Source organism: Clostridium sp. MCC328 (assembly GCF_018785465.1).
Classification (GTDB): domain Bacteria; phylum Bacillota; class Clostridia; order Lachnospirales; family Lachnospiraceae; genus Pilosibacter; species Pilosibacter fragilis.
Genome location: NZ_WQPW01000027.1, coordinates 1 through 18783 on the forward strand (window position 1 = coordinate 1; position 18783 = coordinate 18783).

Genomic DNA, 18783 nt, shown 5'->3' on the forward strand with positions numbered 1-18783 from the left:
AGGCTGGAGGGCAAAAATCCCATCAGCGAAGCTGATCTGGAATGGATTTTTGCGTGTAACTATGAAGGTACTGAATAGTTGCAAAATATGTAAACAACGGACTCAGGGATCTTTGAGAAAAAGGATTTCGGATTCCGTTGTTTCTTTTTTCATTGCCGTGTTCCCAGAAGAACCTTCCGGTGGCAGGTTTTGCAGGTGTATCTGGAAGAAACAGGAGACAAATTCGTTAAACTTATTTCAATTGACACTATAACGGCCTATTGGTAAAATGGAGATAGTGACGTTAAATAAAGAAAGAAGAGGAGAACAATATGACGATCAGAATCGGAATTATGGGTTATGGAAATCTTGGACGCGGCGTTGAGTGCGCCATCAAACAGAATCCGGATATGGAGCTTGCGGCAGTATTTACAAGAAGAGATCCGAAAAATGTCAGGATCCTGACCGAAGGCGCAAAGGTTTACCATGCGGACGAAGCGAAACATATGACAGATAAGATCGATGTCCTGATCCTTTGCGGCGGAAGTGCGACAGATCTTCCGGTGCAGACACCGGAGTATGCGAAATATTTCACCGTAGTGGACAGCTTTGACACACACGCGAGAATTCCGGAGCATTTTGCAGCTGTCGATGCAGCGGCAAAGGAAGCAGGAAATGTAGCAGTGATCTCCGCAGGCTGGGATCCGGGTATGTTCTCCTTAAATCGTGTATACGCAAATGCAATTCTCCCGGATGGTAAAGACTATACATTCTGGGGCAAAGGTGTAAGCCAGGGGCATTCCGACGCAATCCGCCGCATTGATGGCGTGAAGGACGCAAGACAGTATACAGTCCCGGTTGAGAGCGTGCTGGAGAGAATCAGAAACGGCGAGACTCCGGAACTCACAACAAGAGAGAAACACACAAGAGAATGCTATGTTGTTGCCGAAGAGGGCGCTGATCTTGCACGCATCGAAAAAGAGATCGTAACGATGCCGAACTACTTCTCCGACTATGATACAACGGTTCATTTCATCAGCGAGGAAGAGATGAAGCGCGACCATTCCACGCTTCCGCACGGCGGTTTCGTGATCAGAAACGGAAAGACTGGATGGAATCAGGAGAATACACATGTGATCGAGTATCGTCTGAAACTGGATTCCAACCCGGAGTTCACTTCATCCGTGATCGTTTGCTGTGCCCGCGCCGCATTCCGCATGAAACAGGAGGGAATGAGCGGATGCAAGACCATTCTTGACATTCCGCCGGCATACCTTTCCGCAAAGAGCGGCGAGGAACTCAGAAAGAATCTCCTGTAATCATAAAAAGAACCTTTAAAGGCGGCGAAAGAGCCGGCCTTTGATCAATCATACCTCCGCCCTGTGTCCGCAGCCGACAGATACAGGGCGGAAGTATCAATTGCCATGCATTCAGAAAAGACCGCAAACGGGATCCATGCATGGCGGATTTTGTAGAGGGTGAAGATATGACACTTAAGAAGAATCATCCGGCAGGCTACAACGGGATCACGGACGGCGTGATCTGGCAGCAGCTCCTGCTCTTTTTCTTTCCGATCCTGTTCGGGACATTTTTCCAGCAGCTTTACAACACGGCGGATGCCATGATCGTTGGAAAGTTTGTGGGAAAAGAGGCACTTTCCGCGGTAGGCGGTACGACGGGAACACTGATCAACCTGCTGGTTGGCTTCTTCGTCGGAATGTCTTCCGGCGCGGCTGTCGTTGTATCCCAGTTCTATGGGGCAAAGGAAGACCAGCAGGTGCAGAAATCGGTTCACACATCGTTCTGTCTGGCGCTGGCCGGCGGTGTGGCACTCTTAGTGATCGGCGAGATCTTCACTCCGGCTGCAATCCGGGCTATGGGTGCTCCCGAAGAGATCCTTGGATATTCTGTGACATATCTCAGGATCTATTTTCTGGGTATCATAGGAAATCTGGTCTATAACATGGGCGCTGCGATCCTGCGAGCTGTGGGAGATTCGAAGAGACCGCTCTATTTCCTTGTGGCGAGCTGCCTGACCAATATTGCTCTGGATCTCCTGTTTGTAGTCTGTTTTCATATGGAAGTTGCCGGGGCGGCGCTTGCGACGATCATGTCCCAGCTTTTATCGGCAGTACTCGTTATGATAACGCTGATCCGGACAAAAGAATCTTACCGTTTTATCCCGAAGGAACTCCGTGTGGAGCCGGTATTATTAAAGAGGATCATAAAGATCGGTCTTCCGGCGGGACTCCAGTCCATGATGTACTCGATCTCCAATATCCTGATTCAGGCAAACATCAATGGATACGGAACGAATACGATCGCGTCCTGGGCGGTTTACGGAAAGATCGACGGTATTTTCTGGATGACTATGGATGCCATGGGAATTTCCGTGACGACCTTTGCGGGTCAGAACTTCGGTGCGGGCAAGATCAGACGTTTAAAGAAGGGAACCTACGTGGGACTTCTCATGTCGACGATCATCACGGCGGCACTCGGTCTGTTTATGTTTACGGCAGGTCCGGTACTCATCAATCTCTTTACGAATGATGCGGATGTCATGGCGGAGAGCATGAGTATTATCCGCTTCCTGGTGCCGTTCTGGTTCTGCTACATCTGCGTCAACGTATATCCGTGTACGCTGCGCGGCGTGGGCGATGCCCTGATCCCAATGCTGATCATCTGTGTTGGAACCTGTATCCTGCGTGTGCTCTGGGTATTCGGCGCAGGCGCAGTCCATCCGGGACTGTACACGACGCTGACGAGCTATCCGTTAAGCTGGAGTATCACTTCGCTGGCATTCCTGGTATATTATTACCGGTTCAGTGCGATGAGAAAGTTAAATAAACTGATTGAAGAATAAGCATAACTGTTCGGCAGGTCTGTGAACTAATTGTTCTGGTCTGCTGAACAATTATAATAAGTGTAACTGGAATATGGATGTTGAATTTGAATTTAAAGAGAAAAATGGGGGCGCTTGTGTGACAAAACTTTTGGCACCAGGCGCCGTCTGCGTGGTACCGGAAAGTCTGGGCGGACTTCCGGTGACAGAGCTGGCAGACAAGGTATTTTCGGGGAGCACGGTGGAGAAAGTCTATCTCCCGCGGACACTCACCCGGATCGGAAGATATGAATTTTATGGATGTGAGAAGCTTCAGGAGATCCATTTTTACGGGGCGCTCCGGGAAGTCGGCGGCGGTGTGTTTACGGGCTGCCGGAATATCAGGAGTCTGACTGTGCATATGGGGGTGGATGAAGAGTCGGCACTCAGGGATTTTGTGACGGAGATCAATGAGAGAGTCACAGTACATGTGTTTATACAGAGCGGACAAAATCGAATGCAGGACGAGAGAGACACGGACTCTGCACGAACATCGCTGGCTTCAAGTACTTTTGAGGAAGAGAACGGGGAGACAGAGACTGCGCGTGTGATCTTCCCGGAATACTACGACGAGGCGGTGGAAAATACGCCCGCCAGGATCACGGTATCCAATATCCACGGTGCAGGGCAGAAGTATCGCTACTGTTTTGAGGGACGAAAATTCCGATTTGACAGGTATGATAAAATGTTTGTGTATGAAAAAGCAGAGGAATCGGTTCTCATGGCATCGAAGATCGCGGTGACCCGGCTGCAGTATCCGAAAGGACTGTGGGAGAGCGCGAAAAAGGAATATGAAAAGTTTCTTATGGAGAATCTTTATGAGGTACTTCTTGGAACTCTTGAGGACCCGGAGACCATAAAATGGATTGCGGGACAGTATTTAACACCGGAAAAGAATCCGCTGACGGCGGATAAGATGTCGGGGCTGATCACGGAGATCTCGAAAAAGCATCTGCCGGAGCTTTTGGGGATGTTTATGGAGATCCAGAGGAAGAAGTTTGGCGTAAAGAAGAAAAAGTTTGATTTTGATTTGTGAGGAGGTCAGAAATCGTCATGAGAGAAGATGCGGCATGGTCGCCGATCCTGAGAGAGCAGGGCGCGCTGGAAGAACTGGCGGCAATCGGCGTTGAGATCATACGGAACGCGAGGAATGAGCTGTATCTTTCCATGCGGTTTCTCGACGTGGCCTTAAATGGTCTGTTCCCGGTGGCGGACAACAGCATCAAGGGAATCGGAACGGACGGAACCTTATTATCTTTTGAGACAGGATACATCTGCGGCTGGTACCGGAGAAATCCTGTTTATGTAAATCGAATGATCCTGCACGAGACTTTCCACTGTCTCTTTGTCCACCCATGGTCGAGAAAAAAGCGGGCGGAGGAATACTGGAATCTGGCATGCGATATCGCTGTGGAGTCCCTGATCGACGGGATCCACAAGCCCTGCGTCCATCTGCCGATGTCCCCGGTGCGGGCGGAATTTTACGGACGTCTGAGGAAAAAGATCAAGGTACTGAACGCGGAGAGCATCTATCACACTATGCAGGAGATGGAGCTTTCGGAGATCGAATATGAGCGGCTCTGCCGGGAATTCTGCCGGGACGATCATTCCAGATGGGAGAAAGAGGACGAGAAGAAGTCCCCAAATCCCAACCGGAATCGAAAAAACGATTGGGATGACAAGCGGGAGAAGATGCAGGCGGAGATGGAGGCGTTTTCCAACGAGGCGGCGGATGACTCCAGGGAGCTGATGGATCAGCTGGCGGTGGAGAACCGGGAGCGGTACGATTACCGGAAATTTTTGCAGAAATTTTCGGTGCTGAAGGAGACAGTCCAGATCGATCTGGATGCGTTCGACTATGTATTCTACAATTATGGCATGCAGTTATACGGAAATATGCCGTTGATCGAGCCCCTTGAGACGAAGGAAGTCCGGCGGATCGAGGATTTTGTGGTCGTTATCGACACTTCGATGTCATGTTCCGGGGAGCTGGTGAAGAAATTCCTGGAAGAGACCTACGGGGTGCTGGCTCAGTCGGAGAGCTTCTTTAAGAAGGTCAATATCCACATTTTGCAGTGCGACGATAAAGTACGGCAGGATGTGAAGATCGAGAGCGAGGAGAACCTTCGGAATTACATGGACCACATGGAGCTCCATGGCATGGGCGGGACGGATTTCCGCCCGGCATTCCTGCATGTGGACCAGATGATCAAGGCGGGAAAGTTCAGCAGGCTGCGGGGACTTCTCTATTTTACGGACGGATATGGGACATTTCCGGTGAAAATGCCGCCATATGACACGGCCTTCGTGTTTATGCGGGATAATTATACTGACGCGGACGTTCCGCCCTGGGCGATGAAAGTGATTCTGGACCCGGAGTCGATGGAGGACGTCGGAAGAGTGTTGGATGGGAGATAAAATATGAACATCAAGCGTGCAAAACAGGAAATTAAAAATACGATACAGGTGTATCTGACGAAGAACGCACACGGGGAATACGAGATCCCGTCCATGCGGCAGCGCCCGGTGCTGCTCATCGGTCCGCCAGGAATCGGAAAGACCCAGATCATGGAGCAGGTGGCGCGGGAGTGCGGGATCGGTCTCGTCTCCTACACGATCACACACCATACGAGACAGAGTGCCATCGGTCTCCCGTTTATCTCGGAGAAGACTTACAGTGGGAAGAATGTCCATGTGACGGAATATACCATGAGTGAGATCGTCGCGGCGATCTACAATAAGATCGAAGACACAGGACTCTCCGAGGGACTTCTTTTCATCGATGAGATCAACTGCGTGTCCGAGACACTGGCCCCGGCCATGCTGCAGTTTTTGCAGTATAAGACTTTCGGAAATCATAAGATCCCGGAGGGCTGGATCATCGTGGCAGCAGGAAACCCGCCGGAATACAATAAATCCGTGCGGGAATTTGATATCGCGACCTTAGACCGCATCAAAAAGATCGATGTGGAGGCGGATTTTGAGGTCTGGAAAGAGTACGCGAAGCAGGCGGATATCCATCCGGCGATCCTGTCATTCCTCACCGCAAAGCCGCAGTATTTTTACCAGGTGGAGACAACTGTGGATGGCAAGATTTTTGCGACACCTCGTGGGTGGGAAGATCTCTCCGGATTTTTAAAGGTCTGCGAGAAGGTGGATCTTATCTGTGACCGGGACGTTGTAGTGCAGTACATTGAGCATCCCCGGATCGCAAAAGATTTTGCGAACTATCTGGAATTATATAAGAAGTATCAGGCGAGATACCAGATCGATGAAGTTCTGGAAGGAAAACGCAATGAGGGCCTGATGGAGCAGGCGGCGAAGGCACCGTTTGACGAGAAGCTTTCCATCATCAGCCTGATTTTAGCGAAGCTTGATGTGGAGTTTAAGGCTTATGCGCAGAAAGAGGATTATCTGGAAGTGCTGTTTGGGGAGCTGAAAGCATTCAAGAGAAGTCTGGAAGATAAAACGGAGGCCGGAGAAACGATGAAGACAGTGCCGCAGACTCCGATCAACATTTTCTCCCATCAGATCGAGGCATTCACCGCGGCATCCGAGCAGAAACAGAAAGCCGGCCTTCTCACAAGACAGGAAAAATATCGCTGTGCCGATATCGCAGCGGATATGAACCGATACCTTCAGACTGTGAAAGCAGAGCTTTTATCGGGGGGTGACGAGATATTCGACCGGTTCCGGGAGCTGTTTGGTGACGAACGGACAGAACTTGAGGATCTGTGCGCTCATGCCGGACAGACACTGGAGTATGCCTTTGATTTCATGGAAGGAACGTTCGGCAGCAGTCAGGAGATGGTGGTGTTTATCACAGAACTGAACTCCAGCGCCCCGGCCGTGCGGTTCTTACAGGAAAATGAGTGTGAACGATATTTTGAATACAATAAGAATCTGCTGTTTGATGAGAGACGGGCAGATATTCTGAGCAGGCTGGACAGACTTGGGGCATTTTAATTGGAAAGGAAAGTGATCATATGGAATACGAAGGAACCGTATACCGCCCGCCGAGCGAGGCGAGAAGCTTAATTATTCAGGTGACTGTGGGCTGTGCCCATAACCGGTGCACCTTCTGCAACATGTACCGGGTGAAAAAATTCCGAGTGCGGACAAAAGAAGAGATCATGAAGGATCTGGACGAATGCCGCGATTATTACGGACCGTATGTCAGCCGTGTATTCTTTGCGGACGGTGATGCACTGGTGGTAAAGACAGAACTTCTTTTAGAGCTTTTAGCCTATGTCCACAAAAATTTCCCGTACGTGGAGCGGATCACCTCTTACGGGACTGCAAAGGATGTTCTGGCAAAGTCTGAGGAAGATTTAAAAGCCTTAGCGGCAGCAGGACTCGAGATGGTCTATATCGGAGCGGAATCCGGCGATGACCGTGTTCTGGAGCATATCCATAAGGATGTGACGGCGGCCCAGATTGCGGCGGCGGGACAGAAATTGAAGCGCTGCGGCATCAAGACCTCTGTGACGCTGATCTCCGGCCTCGGCGGAAGAAAAGGGATCCGGGAACATGCCATCAAGTCGGCGGAGCTGATCAATCAGATGAATCCGGAGTATGCCTCCTTCCTGACATTGCGCCTCTATGAGGGGACCCAGATGAATGAGGAAGTAAAACGCGGGGAGATGGAGCTTATCACCCCGGACGAGATCGTGGAGGAAATGGAGCTGTTTTTAACACACATTGATTCTCCCGGAACGATCTTCCGGACAAACCACGCGTCCAACTATGTAGTGCTTGCGGGAACTTTTAACGAAGATATTCCGAAAATGCTGGCACAACTGGAGGACGCAAAGAAAAGACAGCGTTACCGCCTTGAAGAATGGCGCAGACATATTTAAGTAAAAAGAGCAGAGAAAACAGTCCCGCGGGCTTTCTGGACGCTTAAAACGGCAGAAAAATGGCTCGCGGGATATGCCTTTTCAGGGCTTTCCGGGACGATCCCGGCGGGGACTCTTCTTGTAGATTGTATTCAAAAAACAACAATATATAGTTTTGAATCATGAATTTTTCACCATATATATGGTTTTGGTATATCATATTTATATAGCAGTACTCCTTGCAATCCGGGAACAATACAGTTATAATAGAATCGTTCTCGCGTGAGTGACTAAAAATAACGTGGCGGGAACATGACATGACCGCCTTAAGAGACTCGTGGCGGCAGGTCTGACAGATCAATCATAAAATATCTAAATCAGATAAAATTTCTGTATAATTCTGAAAAAACAAACTGTATATACAACCAAGAAAACTATCAGCAACTGAAATGTACATGCCTGAGGCCGGCCAGTAAATGCGCGGACCTGTAGGTCAGCTGTGTTTTTTAGCAGAATAGACAGAAGAGAAAAACAGGCAACGGCAGTTGTGCGTAAAGCGGACAATTCTGCCAACACAATGAAATGAAACGGGGAATCAGGGATGAAGATCATCAAAAGAAACGGAGCGGAGGAAAGTTTTGATACGCTCAAGATCGTAAATGCGGTCCAGAAGGCGTGCAACGCCACAGAAAATGCCTATCTGGCACCGGAACAGCTTACGGATATCGCAGATTATGTAGAGTACAAGTGCAATAAGCTGGGACGTGCTGTGTCTGTAGAAGAGATCCAGGATATGGTTGAGAACCAGTTGATGGCGATCGGTGCTTTTGCGATCGCAAAAAATTATGTGCGCTACCGCTATGACCGCTCTCTGGTGCGGAAAGCAAATACGACGGACAACCGGATCCTGTCCCTGATCGAGTGCAACAACGAAGAGGTTATGCAGGAAAATTCCAATAAGAATCCGACGGTCAACAGCGTACAGCGTGACTATATGGCTGGCGAAGTCAGCAAGGATCTCACGAGAAGACTTCTTCTTCCGGAAGATATTGTTGAGGCGGATAAGCAGGGAATCATCCACTTCCATGACTCCGACTATTTTGCACAGCATATGCACAACTGCGATCTTGTAAACCTGGAGGATATGCTGCAGAACGGCACCGTGATCAGCGAGACATTGATCGAGCGCCCGCACAGCTTTTCCACAGCCTGCAACATCGCGACCCAGATCATCGCGCAGGTTGCCAGCAACCAGTATGGCGGACAGAGCATCAGCCTTGCGCATCTCGCTCCGTTCGTTCAGGTATCGAGAGTGAAGATCCGTCAGGAAGTGATCGGCGAGATGAAGGATCTTGGAATTGCTGTGACAGAGGATCAGATCGATAAGCTCACGGAGGAGCGTCTCCGCAGAGAGATCACGAAGGGAATCCAGACGATCCAGTATCAGGTCGTAACACTCCTTACCACAAACGGACAGGCACCGTTCGTTACCGTTTACATGTACCTCGACGAGGCAAAGAATCCGCAGGAGAAAAAAGACCTTGCGATGATCATCGAGGAGACCTTAAAACAGAGATATCTCGGCGTTAAAAATGAAGCCGGCGTATGGATCACACCGGCATTCCCGAAGCTGATCTATGTGCTCGATGAGGACAATATCACTCCGGATGCGCCGTATTACTATTTGACAGAGCTTGCGGCAAAATGTACCGCAAAGCGCATGGTTCCGGACTACATCTCCGCGAAGAAGATGCGGGAATTAAAGGGCGATGTGTATACATGCATGGGCTGCCGTTCCTTCCTGACCCCGGACCGTTCCTATGTAAAAGGAAACCTTGCGAATGCAGGAAACTACCGGGAAGGCGAGCGCAAGTATTATGGCCGCTTCAATCAGGGCGTTGTGACGGTAAACCTTGTTGATATCGGACTCAGCGCAAGAAAAGACATGAACAGGTTCTGGGAGATCTTTGATGAGAGAATGGAACTCTGCCACCGCGCAATGCGCTGCCGCCATGAGAGATTAAAGGGAACTCTATCCGACGCGGCTCCGATCCTCTGGCAGTATGGCGCTCTTGCCCGCTTAAAGAAAGGTGAGACCATCGACAAGCTCCTCTATGACGGATATTCCACACTTTCTCTGGGATATGCAGGCCTGTGGGAATGTGTATACAGCTTAATTGAGAAGAAATTAACTGAGCCGGAAGGAAAGAAACTTGGTCTTGAGATCATGCAGAAGTTAAATGACTACTGCACGAAGTGGAAAGAGGCGGAGAATATCGATTACAGCATCTACGGAACCCCGCTGGAGTCCACAACCTACTCTTTTGCGAAGAGTCTCCAGAGACGTTTCGGTATCGTAAAGGGCGTAACCGACAGAAACTACATCACGAACAGCTACCATGTACATGTAACGGAACCGATCGACGCCTTCAGTAAGTTAAAATTAGAGTCTGAATTTCAGGCACTGTCCCCGGGCGGAGCGATCAGCTACGTGGAAGTTCCGAACATGCAGGATAATATCCCGGCTGTTCTTCAGGTCATCCGCTACATCTATGACAATATCATGTACGCGGAGTTAAATACGAAGAGCGATTACTGTCAGGTATGCGGCTACGACGGCGAGATCAAGATCATCGAGGATGACGGAAAGCTCGTATGGGAATGCCCGCATTGCGGAAACCGTGACCAGAGCAAGCTCAACGTTGCAAGACGTACCTGCGGATACATCGGAACACAGTTCTGGAATCAGGGCAGAACACAGGAAATTAAGGAAAGGGTACTGCACCTGTAATGAATTACGGAGAGATCAAAACATGTGATATTGCAAACGGTGAGGGAGTCCGCGTGTCCCTCTTTGTGTCCGGCTGTACACATCACTGTAAAAATTGCTTTAATGATGTGGCGTGGGATTTCGGATACGGAAAGCCATTTACGGAAGAGACGGAAGAAATGTTATTAAAGGCGCTGGAGCCGGATTTTGTGGATGGATTATCGCTTCTTGGTGGAGAACCTTTTGAGCCGGAGAACCAGCGGGTACTTCTTCCGTTCTTAAAGAAAGTGCGTGAGAGATTCCCAAAGAAAAATATCTGGTGCTATACCGGTTATCTTTTCGATAAAGAGCTTCTCGGTGAGAGCCGGGCGAGATGCGAGTGTACGGATGAGATGTTAAGCTTGATCGATGTCCTCGTGGACGGCGAGTTTGTCCAGGAACTTTACAGCGTGGCACTGGCATTCCGCGGTTCGGAGAACCAGAGGATCATCGACGTGAAAAAGTCTCTGGAAACAGGGGAGATCGTCTGGCATGCTCTGATGAGCCGTGGGATCTCGATGAAGTTTAATTAAAATATGAAGACAGATCGAATATAAAGGAAAGATCCGGCAGTTGGGTTATTTTACAGGGATTTTTGATTCTGTAAGACAACTTGACTGCCGGATTTTTTTGATGTAATAGGAAATTCCGAGAAATTCCCTGTCTCACAAAAGGCACTTCTTTTTTTATAAAATCTGTAGTGCAGGTAAGGACATCATGTGAAAAATGAAGTCTGGATATGGCGTCTGGATAGGCTTAGATCTGCCGTTGCTCTTGACTTTTGTAGAGTATTCTCGTATACTAATATAGTTCTAAATAGAACAGTTCACTTTTGAACCAGAGGTGATACACATGAAATTTGTTGATTTTATGGCGGACAGCCGGGATTTCTATACGGGGCTCATTGATCCGGTCTGCAAAAAATACGGGCTGACCCAGATGGAATTCAATATCCTGCTGTTTCTCGCCAACAATCCGGAGTTCGACACTGCCGCCCAGATCATCAAGAAGCGGGCGTTCACAAAGTCCCATGTCTCCATGTCTGTCCGCTCATTAGAAGAGCGCGGACTGCTCACCGGGGAATATTATGGGACGGACCGGAGGACGATCCATCTGAAACTCACGGACGCTGCTGCGCCGATGGTCTCTGACGGGAAAAACGTCCAGAAACGGGCCGCCGAGATCATCTGCCGCGGATTCACCCCGGAAGAGCACCGGATGCTGTTCGAACTTATGAACCGGATCAATTCAAACATCTCAGATTACAGGAAAGAAGGAAAACTGCATGAACAACAGTAAAGAATTTCTTGGGACAGAGCCGATCGGAAAACTCCTCTTTAAGCTTGCCGTTCCATCTGTCATCGCACAGATCGTCAACATGCTGTACAACATCGTTGACCGGATCTACATTGGACATATCCCGGGAAGCGGAAGTCTCGCCCTGACCGGTGTCGGTGTCTGCCTGCCGATCATTATGGTGGTCTCCGCCTTCGCGGCTCTCGTCGGCTCCGGCGGTGCACCGAGAGCGTCGATCTTTATGGGAAAAGATGATATGGATTCCGCGGAAAAGATTCTCAGCGGCTGTTTTACGGTTCAGATCATCATTTCTGCGATCCTGACAGCAGTCTTACTGTTGTTTGGCCGCTCCATGCTCTTGACTTTTGGAGCCAGTGAAAACACTATCGGCTATGCCGTTGATTACATGAGTATTTACGCTGTCGGAACGATCTTTGTCCAGATGACGTTAGGCATGAACATGTTCATCACGGCTCAGGGATTTTCAAAGACCAGTATGCTGACGGTTACCATCGGCGCTGTCTGCAATATTATTCTGGACCCGCTCTTTATCTTCGGGCTTGGCATGGGCGTAAAGGGTGCGGCTCTCGCGACGATCATCTCTCAGGCAGTATCCTGCGGCTGGGTTCTCGCGTTCCTGACCGGAAAGAAGACCTTCTTACGGATCAAAAAGGAGTATTTAAAGCCGGTTCCGTCTATCGTTTTTCCGTGTCTTGCGCTGGGACTTTCTACGTTTGTGATGCAGTCCAGTGAGAGTGTTATCTCGGTATGCTTTAACTCTTCCCTGTTAAAGTACGGCGGAGATCTGGCAGTCGGTGCCATGACGATCCTCACAAGTACGATGCAGTTTGCAATGCTGCCGCTTCAGGGAATCGGACAGGGAGCGCAGCCGATCATGAGCTATAACTACGGAGCGAGAAATATCGACCGTATGAAGAAGACATTCAAGCTCCATCTCGTGATCTCCCTGATCTATTCCACGTTGTTCTGGCTCTTTGTCCAGCTTTTCCCGGCAACCTTCGCGGGAATCTTCAGCTCCGATCCAGAACTCGTTTCCTTCACCGCAGGCGCTCTGCGGATCTACTGCGGTGCGATGTTCCTCTTTGGAATCCAGCTCGCCTGCCAGATGACCTTCGTTGCCATCGGATATGCGGTATGCTCGATCATCGTGGCGGTTGTGCGTAAATTCGTGCTTCTGCTTCCGTTAATCTTCATCGTTCCGAGGTTTGTCAGCAACAAGACCATGGGCGTCTACATGGCGGAGCCGATCGCAGATGCGATCGCAGTGACATTCACGGCGATTTTGTTCTCAATCCAATTTAAAAAGGCACTTAAAAAATTAGATAAGGCATAATAATCTTATACGCATATAGAAAAATCCGATGATCAGGATAACTGCACCAGTAAAATCGTACAGTATCCGATTATCGGATTTTTATTTCAATGGAAACAGTTTGATTCAAGACTTTGCTTGTCTAGAAAATATACTGAGTAAAAGGTTTTAAAGAGCTTCCTTTCTTTTTCCATCACATTTTAATAATATATTTTTAACTGCCTGTTGCAATGAATGTACCAGAACCATATAATCTAAACCGCGTAAACGCTCAACAGGTCCGGAGTAGGTTAGTGTATAAATATGATCCGGCATAGGAAGTGGAACTGCTACGGCAGCGACGCCCTCATCTACCTCCCCTTCGGAGATACAATATCCCCGCTGCCGGATTTCTTTTACTTGATTACGCAGCTTTTCTTCCAGACCAGGATAATTTTGAATTAGACGTTCAACCAATTCATCTGATTGTGCAGCCAGCAAAGTCTTACCGGTTGCACCACAATCTAAAGGTACAATATAACCGTTTTCACTTGAAATTCCCAAATTATGATGTCCTTTTACAAGATCCACGCAAATGCCCGTATCTCCGCGCAAAGAGGAAAGCACGACGGTTTCATTGTGTAAATCACACAAGCGGCGCATTTCTTCACTGATTAGCTGGCGTGTGGTATAGTGCACAGACACGGCAGATGCAATCATTAAAATACCGCTGCCCAACCGGTATTGTCCATTGGTGCTGGATTGCTCGATCCAGCCTACAGACTGCAGTGTGCGCAAAATACGGTATACGGTTGTTTTATGCAGACCAATCGCGCGGCTGATCTCAGTTAGGCTTAAATATTCCCGGCGCTGGGAAGCATAGTAATCTAGAATTTTTGTGGCATGAAGTACCGAATTTACCATAGGTGTGGAGGATTCAATAAAATTCGTATCGCTCATAAAGATTACTCCTTTTCTGTGTCTATTTTCTGAGTGTGGTGGCACTTTGCGATCAGCGCAGTAAAGGCGCGGACTTATTAGACAACTACTAATGTAGTTTCATTATAGTAAACTGCCTGAAAAAAGTCAATCTGCATGTAATAGAATAGAAATAAACTGTTTCACGTGAGTGTCTGTATTTCAAAATAGATAACAAAACCTTGACTTATTTCTTAAATAGCATATAATGATATCAGAAAGACACAAAAACAAAACGCGTTTCAAAATTGTGACTAATAGGAGGTTTATTATGAATGCTTTTACTGTACAAGATGCACCGTTAAATATGGCACCTACTGGTATTGCGACTTTTGCTAAAGTACCGATCTGCTATGATATTCATCACGCTAATGCAGATATCGCTATTTTGGGCGCGCCATTTGATCTGGCGATTCAGGGAAAAACAGGATGTCGCCTTGGACCGCGTGGAATCCGCAATGCATCTACCCGCTTCCGCATGAAAAAGGGCGGCAACTATGATCCTGAGCGTAATAAGAGTTATCTGGATACCGATCTGTGGCGCGTGGTAGATTGTGGTGACTGTGATTATGTTCCGGGTGATTTAACTGCTACGAATAAAAATTTGGAAGAAGCAGTTCGCATTCTGGCAAAGCAGGGGGTTATGCCTATCGTTTTAGGTGGTGACTGTTCAGTCGGTCATCAAGCTGTAAAAGGATTAGATTGTTATTCCCAACTGGACATCATCCATTTTGATTCCCATCTGGATTGGACAAAACCGCTGAATGGTCAGCCATATTTCAATGGTTCACCTATGCGAAATAATTCCACACTGCCATATGTGGAAAAAATGATTCATCTGGGCATTCGCGGTATAGGAAGCAGTGGACCTGCTGATTTTGAGGAAGCACGTGCAAATGGCGATAAAATATATTCTGTTAAGGATTATCGTCGTGTTGGAATTGAAGAAATTTTAAAGAATTTGGAAGCTGGCCGTAATACGTTTATCCATTTTGATATTGATGCTATGGACTATCCGTTATCGAAAGGTACAGGATCTCCTATGCTGGGTGGATTTACATACGATGAAGCAACTGAGATGTTGGAAGCGATTGCGAACCACTGCAATGTAGTTGGTATGGCTATGACAGAAGTTGCTCCACAATATGATGATGAAGGTGACACTACCTGTTACACAGCGGCTCGCCTGACTTGTGATCTGATGGGGTTTGCAACGAAAGCACGTGAAAAATAAAAAACTTGTCTGCTTTACAAAAAAAGGAGGATGCGCACATGTCGTTTGAGGTCATTGATTCCCTTTTTACCATCAAGGCTGATGGTATTATGACAGTTGCCATGGCTGCTGTGATATTGCTTATCGGTTTCTTTATCAAGAGCAAGGTTAAATTTTTGGAAAAATATTGTATTCCAGCACCTGTTGTTGGCGGATTCCTGTTTATGTTTGTCACTTTTATTGGTCATGTGACGGGAACATTTGCATTTTCGTTTGACAGTATGTATCAGTCGCCATTTATGCTTGCTTTCTTTACAACAGTTGGATTGGGCGCAAGTATCAGTTTACTGAAAAAAGGTGGCATGTTACTTATTGTTTACTGGCTGATTGCGGGTATTATCTCTGTTTTTCAGAATATGATCGGCATCGGTGTAGGCAAGCTGGTTGGATTGGAGGCTCCTTATGCATTGCTCTCCAGCGCTATTTCCATGGTAGGTGGTCATGGTGCAGCGGCTGCTTATGGCAGTACATTCGCGGATATGGGATATACAGCAGCACCTCTGGTAGGAGCGGCAGCAGCAACGTTTGGATTAATCAGTGCTGTTATGGTAGGTGGTCCGGTTGGGCGGCGCTTAATTGTAAAATACAATTTAAAACCGGATGCATCTGAAAATTTCGAGAGCGATATTAATACAGTCAACGCAGCCAAAGCAACAAAGCTGAGCAGCCTGGATGTAATAAAAAATGTAACAGCTTTACTTGTTTGCATGGCGTTGGGAACTATGGTTTCCGGTTGGATTGGAAAGTGCATCGGAATGAGCTTTCCTACTTATGTGGGCGCAATGTTTGTAGCGGTAATAGTTCGCAACCTTAATGAAAAATTTAATTTTTATAATTTCGATTTTGCGCTAGTTGATGGAATCGGAGATGTTATGTTATCGCTGTATCTGTCTATTGCACTGATGACGCTGAAACTGTGGGAATTAGCTGGTCTGATCGGTGGTGTTCTGGTGGTGCTGATCTGTCAGGTAGTATTCATGGTTCTTGTCAGCTACTTTGTAGTATTCCGCCTGTTAGGAAAGAACTACGATGCAGCTGTAATGTGTGCTGGTCTGTGCGGCCATGGTCTAGGTGCTACTCCATCAGCAATTGTGAACATGACTGCTGTGAATGAGCGTTATGGCATGTCCCGCCGCGCAATGATGATTGTTCCTATCGTTGGCGCATTCTTGGTTGATATTATTTATCAACCGCAGACAATTTGGTTTATTAAGACCTTCGTACAGGGGTTTGTCGGTTAAAACCTTATGAAAGTACATTTAAAAACGCTATTAGGTCTTGCACATAAGTGTTCAGATTGATTATATAACACTTACATAAAAAATCCGGTAATCGGAGATAACCGCAAAGTATCATTGCGAGATATCCTGATTACCGGATTTTTATGATTCGATATAACGAGTCTGTTTTTACTTTGTAGTTATCGTTTGTGCTGACTGGCTTATTCCGGACAAACGATCTTACCAGCCACCGCACATGCCGCAGCCGTTCTCGGGGAGGCGAGATAGATCTGGACTTTGGATGTTCCCATACGTCCGAGGAAGTTGCGGTTGTTGGTGGCAACAACGCGCTCGCCGTCGGTCAGGATACCGCCCGCGCGTCCGCAACAGAGACCGCAGCCCGGATGGGTGATCATAGCACCTGACTCGGCCAGTGTCTCAAGGATTCCAAGGTCAGCGGCCTGTCTGTAGATCTTTCGGCTGGCAGGAGTCACGATGAGCTTTACAAATTTCGCGACTTTCTTTCCTTTTAAGACTTCCGCAGCCGCAGCCAGATCCTCAAGACGTCCGTTTGTGCAGGAACCGATGAATACCTGATCGATCTCTGTGCCCTCAAGTTCGCTGACATTGCGGATCTTGTCGACCTGGGACGGACATGCCATAACCGGAACGAAGTCCTCGGCGTTGTATTCCATCACGCAGCAGTAATTTGCGTCTGCGTCGCCGAAAAGACTCTTCTGGTAGTCATTTAAGGTAACATTGCAGTATTCCGCCGTCTTCTTGTCCGGTGTGAACAGAGCGCACTTTGCGCCGGCCTCAATGGCCATGTTGGAGATCGTCATACGGCTTGCGACTGTCATGCTCTCCACTGCGCTTCCGGAGAACTCCAGAGCCTTATAAGTAGCGCCGTCCGCGCCGAGATCACCGATGAGACGGAGAATTACGTCCTTGGACATAACATTCTCCGGCAGTTTTCCGTTGATGACGACTTTGATGGTCTCCGGCACACGGATCCACATGGTTCCGGTTCCCAGGATGCTGGCCATCTCCGTATATCCGATTCCGGAGGAGAATGCGCCGACACAGCCGTAGGTCGTTGTGTGGCTGTCTGTACCGAAGGCAACATCGCCCGGTTTTACATATCCGGCTTCTGTCATTAACTGGTGGCAGATTCCGTCACTTCTGTGGACGTGGGTCATGCCGTATTTTGCGGCAAACGCATCGCCGACATGGAAATGTCTTGTATCGTCAAGCTGGCTTGCCGGAACAAGGTGGTCGTAGATCAGAACGACCTTATCCGGATCCCAGAGCTTTTCAAAGCCCATCTCTTTAAATTTCTCCGCCACGAACGGAATAAAAATGTCGTGGATCATGACGCGGTCAACATTTACGGTCACGATATCGCCCGGCTTTACGGACCTGCCGGTGTTATGTTCAACGATCTTCTCAATTACAGTCTTTCCCATTTCGTTTTCCTCCCGTTCAGTCCAAACCATTCAGCTTGCGCATGGCCTTGACAAGGCCGCCTGCGCGGATAATGTCCATCAGATTCTCAGGAAGAGACGCAATCGGGTACTCTTTTCCGTTGTAGTCGATGTGCTCGTTCATCACAACGGATACGGTATCGCCCTCCTTGATGTCATCGTAGAGTGTCGGCTGTTCAATGAGGAGCAGGCCGTTGTTGATGGAGTTGCGGAAGAAGATCCTCGCGAAGGATTTCGCGATCACGCACTGGATTCCCAACGCTTTGATGATCTCCGGTGCCTGTTCTCTGGAAGAACCGCAGCCGAAGTTTTTTCCGGCAACGATGATGTCACCGGGCTTGATCTGGGCAGCCAGCTCCGGGCGGAGCGGGGAAAATCCATACTGTTTCATATCGTCAATGGTCTTTAATGCAAGGTACTCGGTCGGGATGATGATATCGGTGTCGATGTCATCGCCCAGAACCCAGACCTTTCCAGTCATTTTTTCCATGTAAATATCCTCGATTTCTATACAAATATAGTGATCATATTCAAAAATGCATATTGCCGTATCATTCTGGCAAATACCAATAAGTAATTTATCCGTAACTGTTTAGTAGGTCTGCGCACTTGCTGCGCTGACCGTAAGAAAATATAGGCTGGAAGGCAAAAATCCCATCAGCGAAGCTGATCTGGAATGGATTTTTGCACGTAACTATGAAGGTACTGAATAG

General features: G+C 48.2%; 15 protein-coding genes. 12 read left to right on the forward strand and 3 right to left on the reverse strand.

Going from position 1 to position 18783, the window contains the following annotated elements:
• Positions 1-311: 311 nt before the first annotated feature.
• From GPK83_RS05035 to GPK83_RS05080, 10 genes are all read left to right on the forward strand, one after another.
• Positions 312-1298, forward strand: a complete 987-nt coding sequence (locus GPK83_RS05035; protein WP_015553985.1) for a diaminopimelate dehydrogenase — start codon at positions 312-314, stop codon at positions 1296-1298.
• Positions 1299-1438: 140 nt separating this feature from the next.
• A complete protein-coding gene (locus GPK83_RS05040; RefSeq protein WP_345941778.1) occupies positions 1439-2842 on the forward strand; it encodes an MATE family efflux transporter in 1404 nt (467 codons plus the stop codon).
• 118 nt (positions 2843-2960) lie between these two features.
• Positions 2961-3896: a leucine-rich repeat domain-containing protein gene (locus GPK83_RS05045; RefSeq protein WP_215704156.1), complete on the forward strand. Its 936-nt coding sequence runs from the start codon at positions 2961-2963 to the stop codon at positions 3894-3896.
• A 17-nt stretch (positions 3897-3913) separates the two neighbouring features.
• Positions 3914-5278, forward strand: a complete 1365-nt coding sequence (locus GPK83_RS05050) for a VWA-like domain-containing protein (RefSeq protein ID WP_215704157.1) — start codon at positions 3914-3916, stop codon at positions 5276-5278.
• A 3-nt stretch (positions 5279-5281) separates the two neighbouring features.
• Positions 5282-6826 carry a MoxR family ATPase gene (locus GPK83_RS05055; protein ID WP_215704158.1) on the forward strand — a complete coding sequence of 515 codons (1545 nt, stop codon included), beginning with the start codon at positions 5282-5284 and terminating at the stop codon, positions 6824-6826.
• Positions 6827-6846: 20 nt separating this feature from the next.
• Positions 6847-7719, forward strand: coding sequence for a radical SAM protein (locus tag GPK83_RS05060; RefSeq protein WP_117469974.1), 873 nt, complete (start codon positions 6847-6849; stop codon positions 7717-7719).
• 580 nt (positions 7720-8299) lie between these two features.
• Positions 8300-10489, forward strand: coding sequence for an anaerobic ribonucleoside-triphosphate reductase (gene nrdD / locus GPK83_RS05065; protein ID WP_117503797.1), 2190 nt, complete (start codon positions 8300-8302; stop codon positions 10487-10489).
• Positions 10489-11040, forward strand: a complete 552-nt coding sequence (gene nrdG / locus GPK83_RS05070) for an anaerobic ribonucleoside-triphosphate reductase activating protein (protein ID WP_215704159.1) — start codon at positions 10489-10491, stop codon at positions 11038-11040. Before nrdD ends, nrdG begins: the two co-directional genes overlap by 1 nt.
• 319 nt (positions 11041-11359) lie before the next feature.
• A complete protein-coding gene (locus tag GPK83_RS05075) occupies positions 11360-11806 on the forward strand; it encodes a MarR family winged helix-turn-helix transcriptional regulator (protein WP_215704160.1) in 447 nt (148 codons plus the stop codon).
• Positions 11793-13157 carry an MATE family efflux transporter gene (locus GPK83_RS05080; RefSeq protein WP_215704161.1) on the forward strand — a complete coding sequence of 455 codons (1365 nt, stop codon included), beginning with the start codon at positions 11793-11795 and terminating at the stop codon, positions 13155-13157. Before GPK83_RS05075 ends, GPK83_RS05080 begins: the two co-directional genes overlap by 14 nt.
• 147 nt (positions 13158-13304) lie before the next feature.
• Here GPK83_RS05080 and GPK83_RS05085 read toward each other — a convergent pair whose 3' ends face one another.
• Positions 13305-14075, reverse strand: a complete 771-nt coding sequence (locus tag GPK83_RS05085; RefSeq protein WP_207667081.1) for an IclR family transcriptional regulator — start codon at positions 14073-14075, stop codon at positions 13305-13307.
• Between the two features lie 289 nt (positions 14076-14364).
• Between GPK83_RS05085 and GPK83_RS05090 the strand changes: the two genes are divergently transcribed.
• Both GPK83_RS05090 and gltS read left to right on the forward strand, forming a co-directional pair.
• Positions 14365-15327: an arginase family protein gene (locus GPK83_RS05090; RefSeq protein ID WP_117469979.1), complete on the forward strand. Its 963-nt coding sequence runs from the start codon at positions 14365-14367 to the stop codon at positions 15325-15327.
• Positions 15328-15365: 38 nt separating this feature from the next.
• A complete protein-coding gene (gene gltS / locus GPK83_RS05095) occupies positions 15366-16607 on the forward strand; it encodes a sodium/glutamate symporter (RefSeq protein ID WP_118321802.1) in 1242 nt (413 codons plus the stop codon).
• A gap of 200 nt (positions 16608-16807) precedes the next feature.
• Here the strand turns inward: gltS and GPK83_RS05100 are convergent, their stop codons facing one another.
• Positions 16808-18052 carry a 3-isopropylmalate dehydratase large subunit gene (locus GPK83_RS05100; protein ID WP_215704162.1) on the reverse strand — a complete coding sequence of 415 codons (1245 nt, stop codon included), beginning with the start codon at positions 18050-18052 and terminating at the stop codon, positions 16808-16810.
• Between the two features lie 16 nt (positions 18053-18068).
• Positions 18069-18560, reverse strand: coding sequence for a 3-isopropylmalate dehydratase small subunit 1 (locus tag GPK83_RS05105; protein ID WP_021903932.1), 492 nt, complete (start codon positions 18558-18560; stop codon positions 18069-18071).
• Between the last annotated feature and the right edge of the window lie 223 nt (positions 18561-18783).